Consider the following 23168-nt stretch of genomic DNA (forward strand, 5'->3'; position numbering starts at 1 on the left):
TCGGCTAGGGTCGTCGGCATGACCCTCGGCCTCTCGATGCTGGCGCCCCTCGCGGCGTTCGTCGAGGCCGTGCTCTCGTCCGGCGGGGCGCCGCTGTCCGCGGTCGTGCTCGTCGGCCTGCTCGGCGCCGCCACCGCGGTGGTCGCGCTCGGCGTGGCCCGGGTCGTGCTCACGCTCTGCGGGCTGGCGGGGGCGGTGCCCGAGGTGACGCTCCGTGAAGAAGCCGGCACGCGCCTCCTCGTCTGGCGACGCGACCCCGACGCCCGCGGGCACGTGCGGTCCCGGGCTCCCGGGCGGGCCGTTCCGGCCGCCTGAGCGCACCCGCGCCCGCGTCGATCCGACGTCGCGTCGATCCGACGACCCTCGGCGGCCAGAAGACACCCACCGTCTCTCTGACCGAGGAGTCCTCATGGACCTGTCCACCTTTCCCCCGATCGCCGTCGTCCTCGGCGGTCTGCAGTCGCTCGTCACCACCCTCGGCGTGCTCGTCGAACCGGTCGCCGGGGCGTCCGCCGCCGCCCTCGGCGTCGTGCTGTTCACGCTGCTCGTCCGCCTCGTGCTCGTGCCGGTGGGTGTGTCCCAGGTGCGCGCCGAGATCGCCCGCCGTCGACTCGCCCCGGCGATCGCCGACCTCACCCGCCGGATCACCGACCCCGAGGCCCGGAGCAAGGCGCTGATGGCGCTGTACGCCTCCGAGAAGGTGTCGCCGCTGGCCGGCTGCCTGCCGACGCTCGCGCAGGCCCCCGTGCTCACGGCCGTCTACTCGCTGTTCGCGCATGCCGAGATCGCCGGTCACGCCAACACCCTGTTGACGCACACGCTCGGCGGTGCGGCGCTCGGGGCGAACCTCGTCGTCACGCTCGGGACCGGGTTCGCCGCGGTCTGGCCCTATCTGGTGCTGCTCGTGCTGCTCGCGATCGTCGTCGAGCTGAGCCGGCGCGCCACGCTGCGTTTCACCGGACCGGCGACCGTCGCGACGGCGGGGCCCGGGCAGGAGACGCTCCCCGGCACGGCGGCCGTGCTGCGGTGGTTGCCGTTCGTCAGCGTGCTGTTCGCGGCGTTCGCGCCGCTCGCCGCCGCTCTCTACCTCGTGACGAGCGCGGCCTGGACGCTGGGGGAGCGCGCGGTGCTGCGCCGGGTGCTCGCCCGGTGACGCGGAAGGGCCCGCCCTCGCCGTGCGAGAGCGGGCCCTTCGGTGTGCTGCTGCCTACGCGGCGAGCGTGAACTGGATCTCGAGCGTGACGGTGACGTCGTTGCCGAGCGTGAAGCCGCCGGCCTCGAGGGCGGCGTTCCAGGTGACGCCGAACTCGGTGCGGTCGATCTTGGTGGTCGCCGAGAAGCCGAGCTTGGTCTGGCCGTAGCCGTCGACGACGAGGCCGCCGAACTCGCTCTTCAGGGTGACGGGCTTGGTGACGCCGCGGAGGGTGAGGTCGCCGTGCACGAGGAACGCGTCGTCGCCCTTCTCCTCGATGCTGGTCGACACGAAGGTCATCTTGGGGTGCTCTTCGGCGAGGAAGAAGTCGCCGGTCTGCAGGTGACCGTCGCGGTCCTTCTGGTTGGTGTTGACCGAAGCCACGTCGATCGAGGCGGTGACCTTCGAGGCGGTGTGGTCCTCGGCCGTGACGAGCGAGGCGTCGAAGGACTCGAACGAGCCCTTGACCTTGCTGATGGCCAGGTGGCGGACGCTGAACGAGACCTCGCTGTGCGTGGGGTCGAGGCTCCAGGTGCCGGCGGGGATCTTCTCTGCGGTGATGGTCATGGTGTTCTCCTGAATCTGTGAGGTCGAGGTCGATGACGTGTCATCGAAGCTGGTACGAGTATATGCAAGCGCATCCAGCCGGACAACATTCCCGGGGTGTCCGGAAGATGTCGAGGGGGTGACCGACGGGCCGGCCCGGGTCGGGCCGGCCTCGGGTCGGGCGGGTCAGGCCGGGCGACGCTCGGGCGAGACCGTCTTGGCGGGGTCCTTCTCGGCGAGGTCGCCGAGCGCCTCGTCGATGCGGGCCATGACGTCGGCGGGAAGCACCACACCCGCCGCCTTGACGTTGTCGGCGACCTGCTCGGGGCGCGAGGCCCCGATGATCGCGGACGCCACGTTGTCGTTCTGCAGCACCCACGCGATGGCCAGCTGGGCCATCGAGAGGCCGAGGTCGGCGGCGATCGGCTCGAGCTTCGCGACACCGGTGAGCACCTCGTCGGTGAGGAAGCGCTTGATCGTGTCCGCGCCTCCCTTGTCGTCCGTCGCGCGGCTGCCCGCGGGCAGCTCGGCGCCCGGCTTGTACTTGCCGGTCAGGACGCCCTGGGCGACGGGCGACCAGACGATCTGGCCGAGGCCGTGCTGCTTGCTCGCCGGCACGACGTCGGACTCGATGACGCGCCAGAGCATCGAGTACTGCGGCTGGTTCGAGATCAGCTGCACGCCGTGCTTCACGGCGAGCTCGTGGCCCGCGCGGATCTGCTCGGCGGTCCACTCGCTGACGCCGATGTAGAGCGCCTTGCCGGCTCGGACCACGTCGGCGAAGGCCTGCATGGTCTCTTCGAGCGGGGTCTCGTGGTCGTAGCGGTGGGCCTGGTAGAGGTCGACGTAGTCCGTGCCGAGGCGGCGGAGCGACCCGTCGATCGACTCGAGCACGTGCTTGCGGCTGAGGCCGACGTCGTTGTGCCCGCGGGGGCCGGTGGGCCAGTAGACCTTCGTGAAGATCTCGAGGCTCTCGCGACGCTCGCCCTTGAGGGCGTCGCCGAGGACCTGTTCGGCCGCGGTGTTCGCGTAGGCGTCCGCGGTGTCGAAGGTCGAGATGCCGGCATCGAGGGCCGCGCGGACGCACTGCGTCGCCACGTCGTTCTCGACCTGGGACGCGTGCGTCAGCCAGTTGCCGTAGGTGATCTCCGAGATCTTGAGTCCGCTGTCGCCGAGGTGTCTGAATTCCATGACCCCACGCTACGCGTCGCGACGGACGGGGCGAAGGGGTGTGCGGCCGACTCGGAAGGCGTACAGTGACGATTCATCAGATCGTGTCCCCCACCTGGGGGACACGATCCGTCGGACACCGCGGTCCCACCCGGGGCGGGCGTCCGAGGCTCCTGCTGACCCGACCCGACTGGAGCACCACCGTGACCTCCGCACCGCCCCTCGCGGCGCCCGGCCCCGTCCTCACCCCGACGCTGCCCGCGACGCCCACGCCGTTCGCCCCGAACCGTGACGGCCTGCCCACCGGCCCGGTGGAGAACGCCGCGGCCGCCCTGCCGTGGGCCGACTGGTCGAGCCTGCAGTGGGCCGGCTTCCTGCTCCTCGCCGTGCTCGTCGCCCTGGTCCTGCTGGTCTCGATCCGTCGCATCGTGCACAGGCTCCACCTGGTCCGCGAGCAGGAGGAGCTGGGCCACCGCGACCTCGACGGCCCGGTGCTGCCCCCGGCTCACGTCTTCACCGCGCTGGTGCCGGCGCGTGGTCCGGCCGGCCTGGCCGTCACCCTCGACCTGCTGGCGAGGCAGCAGCACCCCGACGTGCGCGTCCTCGTCGCCGTGGACCCGGTCGACACGCTGACGCTCGACGTCGCGACCTCCGCCGTGCGGCGTCACCCCGGTCGCGTCCGGGTCGTCCGAGCCGGGTCCTCCGCCGGGCGTCCGTCCGCGGTCGCCGCGTCGCTCGTCGACGCGCTCGCCGAGGTCGCCGAGGTAGGCGACGGCGTGGTCGGGATCTTCGCGGCGGGCGACCGTCCCCACCCGCGGCTCTTCGCCCTCGTCGACTCGGTCCTGACCCGCACGGACGCCGACGCCGTCCAGCACGCGAGACGGCCGGCACTCGAGGCGGCTCCCTGGTGGGCGCCCCGAACGGCCCTCGACCGGTGGTGGTGGTCCCGGTCGGTGGTCCGCTCCCACGGCCGGGCCGGCTTCGTGCCGCTGTCGGACGGCACGCTCTTCGTCCGCCACTCGTGGCTCGCCTGGTCGGGCGGCTGGGATGCGAGCTGTGCCGAGGCGGGCCTGGACCTCGGCGTCCGCATGACGGTGGCCGGGGCTCGCGTCGTCATCGCGACCTCACCCGAGACGACCACCGTCGAGCGTTCGCCGGGCGGGCTGCGCGACCTGGCCCGCGCCCGGTCGTCCTGGGTCCGGGGGTGCCTGCAGGTGCTCGGCCACGGGGACTGGCGTCGGCTCCGGCCGGGGGCACGGCGCCGTGCCCTCGGTGTGCTCACCGAGCCACTGCTGGACGCCGGCGTCACCATCGTGACGGCCGCGGCGCTCGTGTCGACGGTCCTCGTCGGTGCCCCCGGCCTCGTGATCGCACTCGCGGCGGTGCCGGTGCTGCCCTGGCTGCTCTCGCAGCTCCTGGACGTCGGGGGCGCGACGGAGGCGGCCGCGGAACAGGGGCGCCGGGCGACGGGTCGGGAGCGCCTCCTGGTCGTCGTCGGTTCGGTGCCCGACCGGCTGGTCACCCTCGTCGCCGTCGCGGCGGCGGTCGGGGCGGAGCTCGCGACCGTGCGGTCGAGGACCGAGGGTCCGTCCGCGTCGAGCGACCCGATCCGCGCCGGACGACCCGTCGGGGTCGACGAACCCGCCACCGGATGAACGGCAGATGTCGCCTGTCTGGCAGTTGGCCCAGATCTGCGTACCCCGACCAAACCGATCCGGCGACGTCCCCCGAACCGGTGTCATGCCCGAACCAGAGTCCCCCGTCCAGGGGGCACGTCCCGACCGTGCCGCCACGACGAACCCGACGCCACCCCTGCGCCTCGTCGCCCGGGTGAAGGAGCTCGCGACGTTCGGCGCCGTGGGCGGGATCGCCTTCGTCGTCGACGTCGGCATGTACAACCTGCTCCGTTCGACCGTCCTCGACGACAAGCCGATCGGCGCCAAGGTCATCTCGGTGATCGTCGCGACGGCCGTCGCCTGGCTCGGCAACCGCTACCTCACCTTCCGGGAGGGCCGCAACCAGGCCGTCGTCCGCGAGGCCGTCACCTTCGGCCTCGTCAACGTGGGCGGCCTGCTCATCGCCTCGGCCTGCCTGTTCGTGTCGCACTACCTGCTGGGCTTCACGAGTCAGCTCGCCGACAACGTCGCGGCCAACGGCGTCGGCCTCGTGCTCGGGACGGCCTTCCGGTACGTGGCCTATCGCCACGTCGTCTTCCGCGGCTCGTCCGCGGTCCCCACCACGGTCGACACCCCCGACGCCTCGACCGCGCTCGCCACCGTCATCGGCCCCGGGCCGACCGACGACCCCACCCGACAGAACACCGCGCAGCCCCACCTGCACCCGACCCACTGACTGGAGAGTGATCCTGTGTCGACTGACCCGACCCAGATCCCGACATCACGTCTCGCAGCGGGCGAACCCGCCCCGCTGCTCACCCCGCAAGCCCCCGCCGACCCGTCGCAGTTCGTCCCGAACCGTGGCTCGACCGGTGCCACCGAGTCGATGATCGGCTTCCAGTTGCCCGACTGGTCGCCGCTCGAGTGGATCGGCTACTCGTCCCTGATCGTCGTCACCATCCTGCTGACCGCGGTCGCCGTGTCGACCCTCTGGTGGATGCTGCACGCCTGGCGGTCGAAGGACAACCTCGACGACAGCCAGTTCAGCGAGAACCCGCTCGAGGCCGCCCACTCGTTCACGCTGCTCGTGCCCGGCCGGCACGAGGAGGAGGTCATGGGCCAGACCCTCGACCGTCTCGCCCAGCAGGACCACCCCGACTTCGAGATCATCGCCATCGTGGGCCACGACGACCCCGGCACCGAGCGGGTCGCCCGTGAGGCCGCGGCCCGCCACCCCGAGCTGATCCGCGTGGTCGTCGACTCGAGCGTGCCGAAGAACAAGCCCAAGGCGTTGAACCTGGCGCTGCAGTCGTCGCGCGGCGAGATCGTCGGCGTGTTCGACGCCGAGGACGAGGTGCACCCTCGCCTCCTGACGCTCGTCGACTCGCGGTTCACCGAGACCGACGCCGACGTGGTGCAGGGCGGCGTCCAGCTGATGAACTTCCAGAGCAGCTGGTGGAGCCTCCGCAACGTGCTCGAGTACTACTTCTGGTTCCGGTCGCGCCTGCACTTCCACGCCAAGGAGAAGTTCATCCCGCTCGGCGGCAACACCGTCTTCGTGCGCAAGGACTGGCTCGACTGGTCCGAGGGCTGGGACGCCGAGTGCCTCGCCGAGGACTGCGAGCTCGGGGTCCGCCTCTCGAGCGCCGGTGCCAAGGTCGTCGTGGCCTACAGCCCCGAGGTCGTCACCCGGGAGGAGACCCCCGGCACCTTCGTCTCGCTGCTCAAGCAGCGCACCCGCTGGAACCAGGGCTTCATGCAGGTCTACGGCAAGGGCGAGTGGAAGAAGCTGCCCCGTCTGCGCCAGCGCCTGATGGCCCGCTACCTGCTGACCATGCCGTTCATCCAGGCCGCCACCGGTCTGCTGATCCCGGTCTCGATCATCCTGATCCTGACCACCAAGGTGCCGACCGCCATCGCGCTCGTCTCGTTCGTGCCCCTGGCACCGACGCTCGTGCTGCTGGCCGTCGAGTTCACCGGCCTGCGCGAGTTCGGCCGCGTCTACGGGCAGAAGGTCCGCGCCCGGGACTACTTCCGTCTCGTCTGGGGACTGCTGCCCTACCAGATCTTCCTCGCGCTGGCCGCGGTCCGGGCGGTCTTCCGCCAGTTGAAGGGCCTCAACGCGTGGGAGAAGACCGAGCACACCGGAGCCCACCGCGACGAGGTCGCGACCGAACCGCAGGAGGCGCCCCGCGCCTCCCAGCCGGAGCCCGCCCTGGCCATGACCGGAGGTGACCGATGACCAGCACGCTGAACCGCCCCCGCGCCGCCGACACCACCGTGTCGAACGGCCCGGGCACTCCCGTGGTCCCCACCAAGGACCCGCGGCGCTCCGAGCCCGCCTCGTGGTTGCGTCGGCACGGCGCGAGCCTCGCCTGGCTGTTGCCCGTCCTCGCGATCGCCGCCGTCGTCATGGCGTTCAACATGGACGGCTCACCGCAGCGCATCGACGACGAGGGCACCTACGCCGCCCAGGCCTGGGCGATCCAGAACCTCGGCGAGATCACCCACTACACCTACTGGTACGACCACCCGCCCGTCGGCTGGCTGCAGATCTCGGCCTACACGGCCGTGACCGGTGCCTTCTCGCGCTACGACGTCGCCGTGCTCGCCGCGCGGGAAGCCATGCTGTTCTTCACGGTCGTCTCGGTCGCCCTCGTCTGGCTGCTCGGCCGCAAGCTCGGCCTCAGCCGTCCCGCGGCCGCCGTGGCGGGCCTCGTGTTCGCCGTCTCGCCGCTGGCCCTGCAGTTCCACCGCACGGTCTACCTCGACAACGTCGCCACCCCGTGGCTGCTCGCCGCGTTCGTCTTCGCCCTGAGCAAGCGGTACCAGCTCGCCGGCTTCGCCGCGGCGTCCCTGTCGTTCGGCATCGCGGTGCTCTCGAAGGAGACCTACCTGCTGGCGCTGCCGTTCCTGGCCTGGATGATGTGGCGCGGCGCCGACAAGTCGACCCGTCGCTACACGTTGTCGATCGCGGGCAGCCTGCTCGTGCTCGTCGGCCTCGGCTACGTCGCGCTCGCCGCCGTCAAGGGCGAACTGCTGCCCGGCGCCGGCCGGGTGAGCCTGCTCGAGGGCATCCAGTTCCAGCTCGCGACCCGTGAGGCCAGCGGTTCGGTGTTCGACACCGGCAGCCTGTTCTTCGCGACCGTGTCGCAGTGGTGGCAGCTCGACCAGGTGCTCATCGTGCTCGGCACGCTGGCCTCGGTCGTCGCGGTCTTCGTCAAGAAGCTGCGTCCGCTCGGCGTGATGATGGTGTTCCTGATCGCCTTCATGTTCCGCCCCGGCGGCTACCTGCCGGTGCCCTACGTGATCATGCTGCTGCCGTTCGCGGCGCTGCTCGTCGCGGCCGTCACCGACCACGCGGTCCGGGCGTTCCGTGCCCGCCGGGCCGGCGCGCTCTCGACCGCGGCGTCCCGCACCGGCTCGGTCGCCTGGCTCGCCCTGACCCTCGCGGCCGTCGTGGCGATCGTCCCGCTCTGGGCCGTGCAGCTGCGCGGCTTCCTGGACAGCGACCTCGACGCGCCCATGCGCAACGCCGAGAGCTGGGTCGAGACCAACGTGCCGAAGGACAGCCGCCTGCTGGTGGACGACGCCGTGTGGGTCGACCTGGTCAAGGCCGGCTTCGCCCGCGACAACGTGATCTGGTTCTACAAGATCGACACCGACGGTGCCGTCCAGGCGCAGTCGCCGAACGGCTGGCGCGACTCGGACTACCTGTTCGAGACCGAGTCGGTCCGCACCTCGGGCCCCACCTCACCCGAGATCCGCGAGGCCCTCGCGAACTCGACCGTCATCGCCTCGTTCGGCGACGGCGACCAGCAGGTCAACGTCCGGCAGATCGACAGCCAGGGCGCCGCACAGGCGCAGACCGAGGCGGACGACGCCGCGTCGGCCCGCGCGCAGGCCGGTGCCGAGCTGGCCCAGAACCCGAACCTGCAGATCTCGTCGACGCTGTCGACCGCGCTCTCGGACGGCCGCGTCGACCCGCGCGCCATCATCGTGCTCGGCCAACTCGCCACCCTGGGTCCGATCTCGGTCGCCGATCCCGAGGCCCTTCCCGGCGAACAGGACGCCCTGTTCCGGCAGTTCGACGTCACCCCGCAGGGCGGCCAGTCGGTCGACGAGGTGCGGACGACGCTCGAGGGCCTGGGCAGCGTCTACGTCCCCGCGTCGGTCGTCCCCTCGGATGACGGACTGCGCGTCACCTTCTCGGCCGTCGCCCCGACCGGCGTCCTCTCGAACTGATCGCCACGCCGGTGCCCGTCCTCGGGCGGGCACCGGCACCTCCTCACCGCGTCCCACCCGTCCCGGGTGGGACACCCGACCGGAAAGGACCAGCCCCCGTGGCTTCCCTCTCACGCACCACCGGCGCCCCCGCCGCCGTCACCGCCGTCCCGACCCGGCGCCGCCGTCTCCTGACGGTGCTCGCCCTCACCGCCGCCACCGGGGTCGCCCTCGCCGGCGCCCTCGTGGGCACGTCGCCCGCCCACGCCGCCGACGGCGACGGGTGGGTGCGCGTCGGCCATCTCTCGCCCGACACGAAGGCCGTCGACGTCACGCTGACCTCGCTCAAGGGCGGGCAGGTCGTCATGGACCTCGACGACGTCACCTACGGTCAGGTCAGCCCGTACCAGGCGCTGGCCGCCGGCACGTACGTGGTCGCGATGACCGCAGCCGACGCCCCCACCAGCGCGAAACCCGTCATCACGGCCAACATCACGGTCGACAGCGGCCAGCCGATCACGGCCGTCGCCTACGGTCCGAACGACGCCCTCAAGACCCAGGTCTTCAAGGACGACCTCACGGCCCCGGCCGACGGCCAGGCCAAGGTCCGCCTGGTGCAGGCCGCGAACGTCAGCAAGACCGTCACCGTCGCGACCAGCACCGGCACCACCATCGCCGAGGACGCGCCCTTCGGCAGCGCCAGCGGCTACGCGCAGGTCGCGGCCGGCCCCTGGACCCTCGACCTGACCGGCAAGAAGGTGACCGGCACGAGCGACGTCGACCTCGCGGCGGGCAGCATCAACACGCTGTTCGTGCTCGACAACTCGACCGGCGGTCTGACCGTCGTCCCGGTCGTCGACAGTGCGGCCACGGCGCAGGCGCCCGTCGGTGGCGTCCAGACCGGTGGCGGCTACCTCGCCGAGCACCCGCAGAAGAGCGAGTCGAAGGGCCTGTGGGCCACCGTGCTCGGCTGGTTCGGGGTCTGACGACCCGGCACGGCGAGCACGGCCCGGCAGGACGAGGAGGCGCGGTGAGCGACACACCGCACCGCGCCTCCCCGGCTCCCCGCCCCACCGCACGACCGACGCCCGGCACCACCGGGCAGGAGAAGAGGACGACATGACGAAGAAGACGAAGGCGCTGCTCGCAGCGGCCGTCGTGGTGGCCCTCGCCATCACCGCCGGCATCGCCTCCCTCGTCGTCGGAGGGGCCGGCGGCCCGTCGACGGACCAGGCAGGCGGCGGCGCGGGCGCGACCGGCACCCCCGGCGCGGGCACCGCGACCCCCCAGCCCCGGACGGCCACCGAGATCGGCGAGGACTTCCTCGCGGACTACGTCGACGACGACGGCCGCGTCGTCCGGCGCGACCAGGGCGACGACACCGTCAGCGAGGGGCAGGCCTACGGGCTGCTCGTCGCGGTCGCCGTGGGCGACGAGAAGCGGTTCGACGCCATCTGGCGCTGGACGGAGGACGAACTCGTCCGACCCGACGGGCTGCTCGCCTGGCAGTGGAAGGACGGCGCGGTCGTCGACGACATGCCCGCCAGCGACGCCGACGTGGACGCCGCCCGGGCCCTGGTGCTCGCCGGTTCGACCTTCGACCGACCCGACCTCACCACCGCGGGCGTCGACCTCGGCACCGACGTGCTCGACGAGATGACGGTCTCGACCGACGTCGGCCGCATCCTCTTGCCCGGACCGTGGGCGATGGGCTCCGGCCCGTGGTCGTACAACCCCTCGTACGCGTCGCCCGCCACCTTCGCGCAGCTCGGCGAGGCCAGCGGCGACCCCCGATGGGCCGAGCTCGAGACCGGCTCGCGAGCCGTGACCACGAACATCCTCGCCTCGACGGCCCTCCCGAGCGACTGGGCCCAGGTGCGGCAGGACGGCACGACGGTCCCGCTGCCGAGCGCCGACGGGTCGTCGGGCACCGTGCAGTACAGCTACGACGCCGGTCGGCTCGCCCTGCGCTACGCCGAGTCGTGCCAGCCCGAGGACGTGGCGCTCTCGGCGTCGATGGCCTCCGTGCTGCAGCGCTACGACGAGCTGCCCATGCAGCTCGACCTCGGCGGGCAGTCGGTCGGTTCGGACCAGAGCCCGCTCGCCTACGCCGCCCGCGCGGCCGCCGAGGCCAGCGACGGTCAGCACGACCGGGCGACGGCCGACCTGCGGACCGCCGACTCGCTGTCACAGTCGACTCCGACCTACTACGGCAGCGCCTGGGCGGCTCTCGCCGCCCTGCAGCTCGAGGGCACGAGCCTCGGCGCCTGCTCCCCCCTGGCGGTGGCCGGATGAGCCTCTCGACCTTCGTCGCCGGTCACCGCGCGGCGGTCCTCGCCGCGGCCGCCGCCGTCGTGCTCGTGGCCGGCGGCGTGACGGTGGCCGCCGTCGCCGCCCGGTCCGACGCGGACGCACCCGGCTCCGTCGCCACGGCCTCCGCCACCACCGGTGCGACGCCGGATGCGGCGAGCGGAGCGGCCGGCGCCTTCCAGGACCCGGCGGCCCCGTCGTACACCCCGCCCCCGGCCGACGCGACGCCGGTCCGCCTGAAGATCCCCTCGATCGGGGTCGACTCCGGCCTCGAAGACCTCGGCCTCGGCGCCCAGGGCGAGCTCGACCCGCCGAAGGAGTGGCTGTCGGCCGGGTGGTACCAGGACGGCGTCGTGCCCGGCGCGGTCGGACCGGCCGTGATCGCCGGACACGTCGACTCGGGTGACGCCCCCGCGGTGTTCGTCGACCTCGCGAAGCTCGTGCCCGGCGACGAGGTGCAGGTGACGCTCTCGACCGGCTCGGTCGAGACCTTCCGCGTCACGGGCAGCGAGCGCACCCCGAAGGCGACGTTCCCGACGAGCGACGTCTACGGGGCCAGTCCGACCCCCGGCCTCCGGCTCATCACCTGCGACGGCACGTTCGACCGGTCCACCGGTCACTACGTGGACAACCTCATCGTGTTCGCCGACCTCGTGACCTCGTGACCTCGTGACCTCGTGACCTCGTGACCTCGTGACCTCGTGACTTCGTGACCTCGTGACCTCGTGACCTCGTGACCTCGTGACCGTAGGCCACCCGGTCGGCCGGCGCCGCGCCTCCTGAGCCCCGGGCACCCGACACCCGACACCCGACACCCGACACCTCCGACTCCCACCCGACGGGAAAGGACCCACCATGAACGACGCCCTCGTCATCATCCCGACCTTCAACGAGCGCGAGAACCTCGACTGGATCGTGGGGCGCACCCTCGCCTCCGGTGCCTCGGTCGACGTGCTCGTCGTCGACGACGGCTCGCCCGACGGCACCGGCGAGCTGGCCGACGCCTACGCCGACCGCGACCCCCGCGTGCACGTGATGCACCGCACCGAGAAGGCCGGCCTCGGTGCCGCCTACCTCGCCGGCTTCGCCTGGGGGCTCGAGCGCGGGTACGACGCCCTCGTCGAGATGGACGCCGACGGTTCGCACCACCCCGAGTACCTGCCCGGCATGCTCGAGCTGCTGCGCGAGAACGACCTCGTGCTCGGTTCGCGCTGGGTGCCCGGCGGCGCCGTCGAGAACTGGCCGCTGCGTCGCGAGCTGCTCAGCCGCGGCGGCAGCTGGTACACCCGGGGTGCCCTGGGCATCCGCGTGGCCGACACGACCGGAGGGTATCGGGTGTTCCGCTCGTCGGCGCTGCGCCGGATCGACCTCGACCGGGTCGAGTCGCGCGGCTACTGCTTCCAGGTCGACCTGCTGTGGCGCGCGCTCCAGGCGGGTCTGCGGGTCGTCGAGACTCCGATCACGTTCACCGAGCGCATCCACGGTGCCTCGAAGATGAGCGGTTCGATCGTCCGGGAGTCGCTGACCAAGGTGACCCTCTGGGGTCTGCGGCGACGGTCCCGCGCCGTCGTCGAGCTGGTCGTGCGACACCGTCGGCTGCCGAGCGTCCGCGCCACCTCGCACCGGGTCGGACCCGTGCGCGGCGGCGTGTCGACGCGCTAGCCGCGACGCGACACGCGGGCGCCCGGGGTGGTCAGCCCCGGGCGCCCGTCGTTCGTGACCGCCTGGTCCGCGCCGGGGTCAGCGGACGATCGCGACCGAGTGCGCCGGGAGCAGCAGGCTCGCACCCGGGACGATCGACCCGTCGCTGGCGAACAGGACGGTCTCGGCGCTCACCGCGACCCGTGCCTCCTGGTCGGCGAAGTTGACCGCGATCTTCAGGTCGCCACGGGTCAGCACGAGCCAGCGGGCGTCGCCGTCGTACTCGACGCCGGTCTCGCCGAAGCGGGGGTCGGTGAGCGCGGGCTCGCTGCGGCGCAGGGCACCGAGGCGGCGGTACGCGTCGAGCAGCACCGCGTGGCGGCCGGTCTCGAGTTCGGACCAGTCGAGCTTGCTGTCCTCGAAGGTCGAGGGCTCCTGTGGGTCGGGCACGGACGACTCGTCCCAGCCCATCTTCGCGAACTCCTCGATGCGGCCCTTCGCCGTCGCCTCGCCGAGGTCGTGTTCGGGGTGCGAGGTGAAGAACTGCCACGGGGTCGAGGCGCCCCACTCCTCGCCCATGAAGAGCATCGGCGTGTAGGGGCCGGCCAGGGTCAGCGTCGCGGCGATGATCAGCTGCCCGTCGTCGAGGGTCGCCGCCAGGCGGTCGCCGATCGCCCGGTTGCCGATCTGGTCGTGGTTCTGGTTGGCCACGACGAGGCGCCAGGTCGGCATGTGCTCGGTGTCGACCGGGTGCCCGTGCGTCGCCTCGCGGAACGACGACCAGGTGCCGTCGTGGAAGAAGCCCTTGGTCAGCACCTTCGCGAGGGCGCCGAGCGGCTCGAAGTCGGCGTAGTAACCCGTCGTCTCGCCGGTCAGCGCGACGTGCACCGCGTGGTGGAAGTCGTCGCTCCACTGGGCGTCGAGGCCGTAGCCCTGGCGGTGGTCGGGGCCGAAGCCACCGCCGTCGCGCGGGGTGACCAGGCGCGGGTCGTTCAGGTCGCTCTCGGCGATCAGCGAGAGCGGTCGGCGCAGATGGCTGCTGAGGGCTGCGGTCCGCTCGGCGAGCTCCTGCAGCAGGTGGACCTCGCTGTCGTCCTTGAGGGCGTGCACGGCGTCGAGGCGCAGACCGTCGACGTGGTAGTCGTCGAGCCACATCGCCGTGTTGTCGAGGATGAACTCGCGCACCTCGTGGGCTCCGTCGTCGTCGAGGTTGACGTTGTCGCCCCAGGTGTTGGCGTGCTTGCTCGACAGGTACGGCCCGAACAGCGGCAGGTAGTTGCCCGAGGGGCCGAGGTGGTTGTAGACGACGTCCTGCACGACGCCGAGGCCGGCCGCGTGCGCGGCGTCGACGAAGCGCTGGTACGCCTCGGGGCCGCCGTAGTTGTCGGTCACCGTGAACCAGTCGACGCCGTCGTAGCCCCAGTTCCAGCGGCCGTTGACGCCGTTGACCGGCAGCAGTTCCACCAGGTCGACGCCGAGGTCGACGAGGTACGGCAGCTTCTCGATCGCCGAGTCGAGCGTGCCCCCGGGCGTGAAGGTGCCGACGTGCAGCTCGTAGACGACCGAGCCGGCCAGCTGGCGGCCGGTCCACGCGTCGTCCGTCCAGGAGAAGGCACCCGGGTCGTAGGTCTCGCTCAGGCCGTGCACGCCGTCGGGTTGGCGACGCGACCGCGGGTCGGGCATCGGCGTCCCGCCCTCGGGGGAGTCGCCGCCGTCGAGCACGAAGCCGTAGCGGTGGCCCGGGCCCCGGTCGAGGTCGGCGGGGGCGCGCCACCAGCCGGTGTCGGCCTCGGCCGTCAGCGGCAGCAGATCGCCGTCGAGGTGCAGGTGCACGGTGGTCGCTTTCGGGGCCCAGACGTCGTAGACGCTCATCGGTCTCCTCGGGTTCGGAAGGGTCGGGGGAGGGGAGGGGAGGTCGAGAAGGCACGACATGCCGCTCACCACCAGAGGTGAGCGGCATGTCGTGACGTGTCGCCCGGGGGCGACGGTAGTCGGGCGCGACGCGGCGCGACCCGACGGGGTCAGTCCTCTGCGGGGATCAGCAGGGCGACGGGGTACGTGTCGAGCACGTCGGCCAGGCGGAGGCGACCGCCCTCGTGCCGACGGCCGGTGAGCACGTCGCGGTACGCGCCTCCTGCGGTCAGGACCACGGTGTCGTCCCAGCCGCCGGCCTGCTCGAGTGCGACGGGCAGGCGGGTCGCGATCGCGAGCGCCCCGCCGCGGTCGACGGCGACGGCCGACGCGGCCTGCTCACCGAAGACGGGCAACGCGGCGTAGCGCGTGAACAGGTCGGGTCGGTCACGGCGCAGCGTCAGGGCGTGGTGTGTCACGACGAGCTTGGCGGCACCGGTGTCGTCGATCGCCGGCGTCGCCCCGCCGCGGATGTCGTCCAGGAGGCGCCGGCGCAGCCCGAAGTCGACCTCGCGTCGGTTGTCGGGGTCGACGAGCGAGAAGTCCCACAGCTCGCCGCCCTGGTACACGTCGGGACTGCCGGGGCCGGTGAGCTGCATCAGCGCCACGCCCAGCGAGTTGCTGTACCCGGGTGCGCGGAGGACGTCGACGATGCGCTCGACCTCGTGACGCACCTCGTCGTCGTCGAAGGCGGCGTCGACCGCGGCGTGCATCCGCCCCTCGAAGGCCTCGGCCTCGTCGGTGCGGTCGGTCCACGTGGTCGACGTGCTCGCCTCGCGGGAGGCCTTCTCGGCGTAGGCGTGCAGGCGCTCGCGCGACGCGGGCCAGGAGCCGACGATCGTCTGCCAGAGGATGTTCTCGAACGGTCCGTCGCCGACCGGGGCGAGCTCGCGCAGGCGCTCGAGGGTCGCCGCCCACTCGGTGGCGACCTCGGCCAGCACCGAGACGCGGGCGCGCACGTCGGCACTGCGCTTCGTGTCGTGCGTGGACAGCGTCGTCATGCCGAACGGACGCTCGGCCAGGCGCACCTGCTGACGCGCGTGGAACTCGTCGGGCGTCAGCGAGAACTCGCTCGGGTCGGCACCCACCTCGGTCAGCGTCGCCAGGCGGCTGTAGCGGTAGAAGGCGGTGTCCTCCACGCCCTTGGCCATGACCATGCCGCTCGTCTGCTGGAAGCGCACGGAGGCGGGGTGCGACTCGTCGCGCAGCACGGCGACGACGCGTCCGACGGCGTCGGCGAGGTCGGGACGGTGGCTCGTGGCGACCTCGGCGGCCTCGGTCAGCCACTCGGCGCCCTGCGGCAGGTAGCTGCGGTACACGGGGAAGGCCGCGGCCAGCTCGGCCAGCGCGTCCACCACGGACGGGTCGACGGCGCTGCCCTCGGCGATCAGGCGGGCGAGACGGTTGATCTCGCTGCCCAGGATGCCGTCGGCGATGCCGCGCTTCGTGCCGAGGATCATCTCGTGCCAGTCGACGGGCGCGTCACCGGTCGTCTCGTCGGCCCCGGCGGCCTGCTCGTCGGCGTCGACCCCGCGGGCCCGGCGCAGGCGCGCGTCGAGGGCGTCGAGGGCGGGTGCTCCGCTCGGGTCGACGAAGAGGCGGTCGAGGTCGGCCAGGGCGTCGTAACCCGTCGTGCCGGCCGTCGCCCAGTCCTCGGGCAGGCGCTCGTCCCCCTCGAGGATCTTCTCGACGAGCACGTGCGCGTCGCCGGTCAGGGCGGCGAGCAGGTCGAGGTAGCCCTTGGGATCGGCGAGGCCGTCCGGGTGGTCGACCCGCAGGCCGTCGACGAGACCCTCCGAGAACCAGCGGCCGATCTCGGCGTGCGACTCGGCGAAGACACCCGGGTCTTCGACGCGGATGCCCGCGAGGGTGTTGACCGCGAAGAAGCGACGGTAGTTGAGGTCGGTGTCGGCTTTCTTCCAGTGAACCAGCTCGTAGTGCTGACGCGAGTGCACGGTGGCGGCGTCGTCGCCGGGCGAGCTCGTGCCCGGGGCGATCGGGTAGACGTTGTCGTAGTAGTGCAGCTCGTCGCCCTCGACCGTGAGGCCCTCGATCGCGCCGTCCGCCGAGGCGGGCTCGCCGAGCACGGGCAGCAGCACCTTGTCATCGCCCGCGGCCCAGTCGACGTCGAACGCGTCGGCGTAGCGGGACGCGCGGCCGTGGGTCAGGAGGTCCCACCACCAGACGCTCGCCTTCGGGGTCGCCACGCCGACGTGGTTCGGCACGATGTCGACCAGCACGCCGAGGCCCTCGGCGTGCGCGCGCGTCGAGAGCTCGTCGAGACCCTCGGCACCACCGCGCTCGGGGTCGACCTGGCTGTGGTCGACGACGTCGTAGCCGTGGTCGCTGCCCGGCTCGGCGGCGAGGATCGGCGACAGGTAGACCCAGTCGGCACCGAGGTCCCGCAGGTACGGCACCAGGTCGGCGGCCGCGTCGAGGTCGAAGGAGGCGCGCACCTGCAGGCGGTACGTCGAGCGCGGGTGCATGGTCGGTTCGTGTCGGGTCACAGTTCTTCCTCGGCCGTGGCACGCAGGACGACGAGCGAGCGACCCGCCACGGGGAGTCGGTCGCCGGCCCGCAGGGCCGCGGGGGCCTGCGGGGTCGAGGGCGGTTGGGTGGTGGTGGCGGCGCGGGTGGCCGTCGGGGTGCGGGGAGCGGCGCTCGCCGGGGGCGGGGGCGCCGTCACGGTGCTGTCGACGACGACCTCCCAGCCCTGGGCGTACTCGTCGGGCGGGAGGACGAAGGTGACCGTCTCGGCGCTGGCGTTGAAGTACAGGACGAAGTTGACGTCGGTGATGCGACCGCCGCGGGCGTCACGGCCACGGATGCCGTTGCCGTTGAGGAACATGCCGATCGCCTTGGCGTAGGACTCGTTCCACTCGCCCTCTTGCATGGCGTCGCCCTCGGTCGTCAACCAGACGATGTCGGGCAGGGGTTCGCCCTCGCCGCGGGTGACGGGACGGCCGTTGAAGTAACGCTGTCGGCGGAAGGTCGGGTGGTCGTGGCGCAGCTTGATGACCTCGGCGACGAACTCGATCAGCTCGCGGTCGGCGTTCGGCCAGTCGATCCAGCTGATCGGGTTGTCCTGTGCGTACGTGTTGTTGTTGCCGCCCTGGGTGCGGCCGAGCTCGTCGCCGTGCAGCAGCATGGGCACGCCCTGGCTGAGCAGCAGCGTCGCCAGGAAGCTGCGCTGTCGTTGCTCGCGCAGGGCGCGGATCTCGCCGTCCTCGGTCTCGCCCTCGACGCCCGAGTTCCACGAACGGTTGTGGCTCTCCCCGTCGTTGCCGTCCTCGCCGTTGGCGTCGTTGCGTTTGTCGTTGTAGCTGACGAGGTCGCGCATCGTGAACCCGTCGTGCGCGGTGACGAAGTTGATGCTCGCGACCGGGCGGCGTCCGTCGCGTTCGTACAGGTCGGCCGAGCCGGTGATCCGGCTGGCGAACTCGCCGAGCGTCGAGGGCTCACCGCGCCAGAAGTCGCGGACGGTGTCGCGGTACTTGCCGTTCCACTCGGTCCACTGGGGCGGGAAGTTGCCCACCTGGTAGCCGCCGGGGCCGACGTCCCAGGGCTCGGCGATCAGCTTGACCTGCGAGACGATGGGGTCCTGCTGCACGAGCTCGAAGAAGGTCGAGAGGCGGTCGACCTCGTAGAACTCCCGGGCGAGCGACGCCGCGAGGTCGAACCGGAAGCCGTCGACGTGCATCTCGGTGACCCAGTAGCGCAGGCTGTCCATGATGAGCTGCAGCGAGTGCGGGTGACGGACGTTCAGGCTGTTGCCGGTGCCCGTGTAGTCCATGTAGTGCTGTTGGTCGCCGTCCATCAGCCGGTAGTACGCGGCGTTGTCGATGCCCTTGAAGGACAGCGTCGGACCCAGGTGGTTGCCCTCGGCCGTGTGGTTGTAGACGACGTCGATGATGACCTCGATGCCGGCGTCGTGCAGCACCCTCACCATCGTCTTGAACTCCTGCACCTGCTGGCCGATGTCGCCGGTGGCCGAGTAGGCGGCGTGCGGGGCGAAGAACCCGATGGTGTTGTAGCCCCAGTAGTTGCTGAGGCCCTTCTCGAGCAGCGTGTTGTCCTGCACGAACTGGTGCACGGGCATCAGCTCGAGCGTGGTGATGCCGAGCTTCTTCAGGTGGTCGATGATCGCCGGGTTCGCGACGCCGGCGTAGGTGCCGCGTTCTTCCTCGGGGATGTCGGGGTGCGTCTCGGTCAGGCCCTTGACGTGCGCCTCGTAGATGACGGTCTCGTCGTAGCTGTACTTCGGTGCGCGGTCGCCCTGCCAGTCGAAGAACGGGTTGATGACGACGCCCAGCATCATGTGCGGGCCGCTGTCCTTGTCGTTGCGCGAGTCGGGGTCGCCGAACGTGTAGGCGAACAGCGCCTCGTCCCAGTCGATCTCGCCGCAGGTGGCCTTGGCGTACGGGTCGAGGAGCAGCTTGTTCGGGTTGGCACGCGAGCCGTTCGCGGGGTCGTACTCGCCGTGCACTCGGTAGCCGTAGCGTTGGCCGGGCTGCACCGTGGGCAGGTAGGCGTGCCAGACGTAGGCGTCGACCTCGGTGAACTCGACCCTCGTCTCGGTGCCGTCGTCGTCGAACAGACACAACTCGACCTTGCTGGCGGCTTCGCTGAAGATCGCGAAGTTGGTGCCGCTGCCGTCGTAGGTCGCGCCGAGGGGGTAGGGGTTGCCGGGCCAGGTGTGCATCGAACCTCCGATTGGGACTCGCTCAGCCTAGGGGCGAACGAGCGCCCCGTCGGGGCGACGACCGCTACTTCGTGACGGCCGCCAGGGCGTCGACGATCCCCTCGCCGAACCACCCGTTGTCCGCCGGCGTGCCGGTGCACGTCGTGGTGGCGGACGGGCAGGGGGTGTCGGTCGCCTGCTGCTCGAGCAGTCCGGTCAGGGCCGCACCCTTCAGACGCGGGTGGGTCGACTTCAGCAGGGCCAGCACGCCCGCGACGTGGGGCGAGGCCATCGACGTGCCCGACTTGGTGCCGTAGCCGCCGCCGGTCACGGTCGACAGGATCGCCGAACCGGGGGCCGCGACGTCGACGACGCCGTCGCCGTAGTTCGAGAAGCTCGACTTCGTCCCCGCCGAGGTGGTCGACGACACGGTGACCACGCCGTCGAGCTCGGTCGGGATGTCGAGGCAACGCGAGTCGATCGGCCGGGAGACCGGGGTGGTGTCGTTGGGGCTGGCGGTGTCGACCGTCTTGTTCGCGAGGTCGATCGACGAGTTGCCGGCCGCCGCCACGTTGACGATGCCCTTTTTCTGCGTGAACTGCACCGCGCGGTCGACGGCGGTCAACACGGCCGCCTGGTCGACGTCCGAGCCGCACCAGAACTGCCACGGGTCGACGTAGTAGCTGTTGTTCGTGATGTCTGCACCGGTCGCGGCGGCCTGCATGAAGCCGCAGATCGCGGCCTCGGGGTAGATGAAGCCGTCGTCGCTGACGACCTTGACGGCCGACATCGTCACGCCCGGGGCGACGCCCACGATGCCGACGCCGTTGCGGGCCGCCGCGATCGTGCCGGCCACGTGGGTGCCGTGGTCGCTCGTCGTGGGCTGCCAGGCGTCGTAGCTCGCATCGGGCGTCCCGGTCAGGCAGCTCGCCGAGGCGGCCACGTCGATGTTCGGCTGCAGGTCGGGGTGGTCGCCCTCGATGCCCGAGTCGAGCACGGCGACGAGCACGTCGCGGCTGCCGTCGGTGACCTGGTGCGCCCGGTCGGCCCCGATGGCCGTGAGGTCCCACTGCTGGGCCTCGAGGGGGTCGGCGACGACGGTCGTGGCCTCTTCGAGTCGCTGCTCGGGCGAGGTCGCGGCCTTCGGCTTGCCGGGGTGTCCGGGCCCACCGGGCTTGCCCGGCTTGACCGGCTTCCCCGGGCCCGGGGTGGTCGTGCCGACGCCGAACGTCGGGTCGGTCTCGGCGACCGCGGCCGTGCGGGTGGCACCGGCCGACGTCACGGCCTTGTCGCCGCGCACCGACGCGGCGAAGTTCGTGTTGCTCGACTGCGCGACGACCACGCCGAGCTCGGCGTACGCGGCGATGACGCTGCCGCCGGCCGCGGCGACCGCCCGCTCGACCTGCTTGGTCGCGCCCGGGTTCGCCTTCGTCGCGTTGACGACGTAGTTCATCACCGGGCCCTCGACGACCGGCAGGGTCGGGGCGGGGCCGGGCTTGCCCGGGGCCGCGGGGGTACCGGGTGCGGACGTGGGAGGCGCGGCGACCGCGGCTCCGGAGCCCACGGCGACGAGTCCCAGGGTCAGGGACGCCGCGAGGCAGGCGGTCGTCACGCGGCGGCGGATGCCGCGGGTGCGGGGGTCGGTGAAGGTCATGGTTCTCCTCGTCGGGTCGCGTGTGCCGGATGGGACGCGCGGAGCGGGTGGCTCGTCGCGGGCCGTGCCCGGTGATCCGACGAGCCGCCGTGCTCCTCATGGGAAGTCTGAAGAATTCGGGGCCACGGCGCAGTGGGCACTTGAGGGGACGCTGCACGACCCCCATGCGGGGTACACCGGTGTCAGGGGCGCCGGGTAGCGTCGGGCCATGTCCTCCGATGCCGTGCGCAGCGCTGCCACTCCTCGCCCCCGTCCTCCGCTCCGGGCCCTCTCGATCGTGTCGGGGGTCGCGTCGTGAAGATCGTCGTCATCGGGTCCACCGGCCACGTGGGCGGTTTCCTCGTCCCGCGACTCGTCGAGGCCGGCCACGAGGTGGTCGCCGTCAGCCGCGGGGCCTCCGAGCCGTACCGGCCGCACGCGGCGTGGTCACGCGTGGCGCGCCTCCTGCTCGATCGCGAGGCGGGCGACGCCGACGGCACCTTCGCGGGCGCGATCGCCGGGCTCGGGGCCGACGTCGTGATCGACATGATCTGCTTCACGGTCGCGTCGGCACGTCAGATGGTCGACGCCCTGCAGGGCACGGGCACCGTGCTGGTGCACTGCGGCACGGTGTGGGTGCACGGCCCGTCGCGTGAGGTGCCGATCACCGAAGAGGCCGAGCGCACCCCGTTCGGCGAGTACGGCACGCAGAAGGCCGCGATCGAAGAGCTGCTGCTCCGCGAGTCGCGGCGTCCTGGCGGAGTGCAGAGCATCGTGCTGCACCCCGGGCACATCACGGGTGCGGGCTGGCCGATGATCAACGCGGTGGGCAACCTCGACCTCTCCGTCTGGGAGGCCCTGGCCGCCGGGCGCGAGATCGCCATGCCGGGCCTCGGGCTCGAGACCGTCCACCACGTGCACGCCGACGACGTCGCGCAGGCCTTCCAGCTCGCGGCCGAGCGGCACTCGCAGGTGGTCGGCGAGGCGTTCCACGTCGTCAGCGAGCGGGCGATCACGCTGCGCGGGCTCGCCGAGGCGATCGCGCGGCACCACGGTCAGGAGGCGCGGCTGCGGTTCGTCTCGTGGGCCGAGTTCCGAGACCAGACGTCCGACGAGCACGGCGACGCGTCGTGGCAGCACGCCTCGCGCAGCCACTCGATGAGCATCGAGAAGGCCCGCCGACTGCTCGGCTACGCTCCGCGGTACACCTCGGTGCAGGCCGTCGTCGAGGGCCTCGAGTGGCTCGAGGCGGACGGGCAGCTGACGCTGGGTTGACCCGGGTGCGCGTGGCTCGGGCAGGCTGGGCGAGTGACTGATGACGCTCGACAGCTCGTGCATTTCCACCGGAAGCACCACGACGCGATGGTCCGTGGTGAGAAGGTGACCACGGTCCGGTGGGGCGAGTCGATGCGGGTCGGCCCGTCGACGTTCGTGTTCGACGGCCATCCCACGGCCGTTCCCCTCGCGGGGCACGTCACCGCCGTGCGGAGGCACCGACTCGACGAACTCACCGCACGACAGGCTCGGCAGCCCGAAGGCACGGACATGATGCGCTTCGGGGAGCAGCTGCGGGAGAACTACTACCCCGACATGCCGGACGACGCGATCGTCGAGGTCGCCGAACTCGTCGTTGAGACGCCATCCCCCCAGCCGGGTCGTCGAGACCGAAGATGACCGGACCGGTCGTCGTCAGCCGCGGCGGAGGAGGTGGGCCGTGACGGCGGCCTGCCACGAGGGGCCGTAGCGGGTCGTGCCGGCCGCGGTACGGACGACGAACGCGCCGGCCCGGTAGGCGAGCCGCCCGTGGCTGACGAGTTGCTCGCCGAAGCGCTCGGCGATCGACCAGGTGTCCGACGACTCGAAGCTGATCGCGACGGGGAACCGTGAGCGTGGCAGGCGCACCTCGACCGGCGCTGCTCCGGCATGGGTCGGGAGGCGCCCGAGGAGCATCGGGGGAGTCGGAGCTGAGGCGGGGTGCACCACGGGGTTCCGTTCGTCGGTCGGCGGCTGGGCAAGGGCAGAGGAAACCCCCTCCCGCCCGGAGGCGGAAGGGGGACCACCGGGATGACCGGCCCTCGACGAGCGAGGGCCGGTGCGTCGTCACGGAGACGACCCGGGTTCAGGGCCGCACCTCGCGAGGCGGGGTGCGGCCCTGGGCCGGGCCGGCGGGTAGCCGGCCAGACGGGTGTTACTCCGTGGCGGCGGTGATCTTCGCGACGCCGACGAGCATCTCGTCCTGGACGG

General features: G+C 71.9%; 19 protein-coding genes. 12 read left to right on the forward strand and 7 right to left on the reverse strand.

Features of this window, described 5'->3' with window-relative positions:
- Window positions 1–18: 18 nt before the first annotated feature.
- Window positions 19–315: a DUF6412 domain-containing protein gene (locus tag SZ60_RS04890; RefSeq protein WP_052505164.1), complete on the forward strand. Its 297-nt coding sequence runs from the start codon at window positions 19–21 to the stop codon at window positions 313–315.
- 94 nt (window positions 316–409) lie between these two features.
- Window positions 410–1153 (forward strand): membrane protein insertase YidC, encoded by a 744-nt coding sequence (gene yidC, locus SZ60_RS04895; RefSeq protein WP_043594188.1) that lies wholly within the window; start codon window positions 410–412, stop codon window positions 1151–1153.
- 54 nt (window positions 1154–1207) lie between these two features.
- On the opposite strand, the gene SZ60_RS04900 is transcribed toward yidC, so the two are convergent.
- Both SZ60_RS04900 and SZ60_RS04905 read right to left on the reverse strand, forming a co-directional pair.
- Entirely contained in the window at window positions 1208–1759 is a 552-nt protein-coding gene (locus tag SZ60_RS04900; protein WP_043594190.1) for a YceI family protein, read from the reverse strand.
- A 165-nt stretch (window positions 1760–1924) separates the two neighbouring features.
- A complete protein-coding gene (locus SZ60_RS04905) occupies window positions 1925–2929 on the reverse strand; it encodes an aldo/keto reductase family protein (RefSeq protein ID WP_043594192.1) in 1005 nt (334 codons plus the stop codon).
- A 182-nt stretch (window positions 2930–3111) separates the two neighbouring features.
- On the opposite strand from SZ60_RS04905, the gene SZ60_RS16340 reads away from it, so the two are divergent.
- From SZ60_RS16340 to SZ60_RS04945, 8 genes are all read left to right on the forward strand, one after another.
- Window positions 3112–4563, forward strand: a complete 1452-nt coding sequence (locus SZ60_RS16340; RefSeq protein ID WP_052505165.1) for a glycosyltransferase — start codon at window positions 3112–3114, stop codon at window positions 4561–4563.
- An 85-nt stretch (window positions 4564–4648) separates the two neighbouring features.
- Window positions 4649–5260, forward strand: coding sequence for a GtrA family protein (locus SZ60_RS04915; protein ID WP_082059883.1), 612 nt, complete (start codon window positions 4649–4651; stop codon window positions 5258–5260).
- 15 nt (window positions 5261–5275) lie between these two features.
- Window positions 5276–6766 carry a glycosyltransferase gene (locus SZ60_RS04920; protein WP_231567053.1) on the forward strand — a complete coding sequence of 497 codons (1491 nt, stop codon included), beginning with the start codon at window positions 5276–5278 and terminating at the stop codon, window positions 6764–6766.
- The gene (locus SZ60_RS04925) at window positions 6763–8769 is read left to right on the forward strand and encodes a glycosyltransferase family 39 protein (protein ID WP_052505166.1); all 2007 of its coding nucleotides are present in this window, start codon (window positions 6763–6765) and stop codon (window positions 8767–8769) included. Before SZ60_RS04920 ends, SZ60_RS04925 begins: the two co-directional genes overlap by 4 nt.
- Before the next feature lie 98 nt (window positions 8770–8867).
- A complete protein-coding gene (locus SZ60_RS04930; protein ID WP_052505167.1) occupies window positions 8868–9734 on the forward strand; it encodes a DUF4397 domain-containing protein in 867 nt (288 codons plus the stop codon).
- 133 nt (window positions 9735–9867) lie between these two features.
- Window positions 9868–11043, forward strand: a complete 1176-nt coding sequence (locus SZ60_RS04935; RefSeq protein WP_043594195.1) for a glycosyl hydrolase family 8 — start codon at window positions 9868–9870, stop codon at window positions 11041–11043.
- Window positions 11040–11723 (forward strand): class F sortase, encoded by a 684-nt coding sequence (locus SZ60_RS04940; protein ID WP_052505168.1) that lies wholly within the window; start codon window positions 11040–11042, stop codon window positions 11721–11723. Before SZ60_RS04935 ends, SZ60_RS04940 begins: the two co-directional genes overlap by 4 nt.
- Window positions 11724–11913: 190 nt before the next feature.
- The gene (locus SZ60_RS04945; RefSeq protein WP_043594197.1) at window positions 11914–12720 is read left to right on the forward strand and encodes a polyprenol monophosphomannose synthase; all 807 of its coding nucleotides are present in this window, start codon (window positions 11914–11916) and stop codon (window positions 12718–12720) included.
- Between the two features lie 78 nt (window positions 12721–12798).
- Here SZ60_RS04945 and treZ read toward each other — a convergent pair whose 3' ends face one another.
- From treZ to SZ60_RS04965, 4 genes are all read right to left on the reverse strand, one after another.
- Window positions 12799–14571: a malto-oligosyltrehalose trehalohydrolase gene (treZ, locus tag SZ60_RS04950; RefSeq protein ID WP_043594199.1), complete on the reverse strand. Its 1773-nt coding sequence runs from the start codon at window positions 14569–14571 to the stop codon at window positions 12799–12801.
- 149 nt (window positions 14572–14720) lie between these two features.
- Window positions 14721–17096, reverse strand: a complete 2376-nt coding sequence (gene treY / locus SZ60_RS04955) for a malto-oligosyltrehalose synthase (RefSeq protein ID WP_043594221.1) — start codon at window positions 17094–17096, stop codon at window positions 14721–14723.
- A 17-nt stretch (window positions 17097–17113) separates the two neighbouring features.
- Window positions 17114–19312 carry a glycogen debranching protein GlgX gene (gene glgX, locus SZ60_RS04960; protein WP_043594222.1) on the reverse strand — a complete coding sequence of 733 codons (2199 nt, stop codon included), beginning with the start codon at window positions 19310–19312 and terminating at the stop codon, window positions 17114–17116.
- A 64-nt stretch (window positions 19313–19376) separates the two neighbouring features.
- Window positions 19377–20945 (reverse strand): S8 family serine peptidase, encoded by a 1569-nt coding sequence (locus tag SZ60_RS04965; RefSeq protein ID WP_043594201.1) that lies wholly within the window; start codon window positions 20943–20945, stop codon window positions 19377–19379.
- 294 nt (window positions 20946–21239) lie between these two features.
- On the opposite strand from SZ60_RS04965, the gene SZ60_RS04970 reads away from it, so the two are divergent.
- The gene (locus tag SZ60_RS04970) at window positions 21240–22199 is read left to right on the forward strand and encodes an NAD(P)-dependent oxidoreductase (RefSeq protein ID WP_043594202.1); all 960 of its coding nucleotides are present in this window, start codon (window positions 21240–21242) and stop codon (window positions 22197–22199) included.
- Window positions 22200–22232: 33 nt separating this feature from the next.
- A complete protein-coding gene (locus tag SZ60_RS04975; protein WP_043594204.1) occupies window positions 22233–22598 on the forward strand; it encodes an ASCH domain-containing protein in 366 nt (121 codons plus the stop codon).
- 15 nt (window positions 22599–22613) lie between these two features.
- On the opposite strand, the gene SZ60_RS04980 is transcribed toward SZ60_RS04975, so the two are convergent.
- Window positions 22614–22874, reverse strand: a complete 261-nt coding sequence (locus SZ60_RS04980) for a hypothetical protein (RefSeq protein WP_043594205.1) — start codon at window positions 22872–22874, stop codon at window positions 22614–22616.
- Window positions 22875–23168: the final 294 nt, after the last annotated feature.

The sequence above is a fragment of the Frigoribacterium sp. MEB024 genome, from assembly GCF_000878135.1.
In the GTDB taxonomy this organism is placed as follows: Bacteria; Actinomycetota; Actinomycetes; order Actinomycetales; family Microbacteriaceae; genus Frigoribacterium.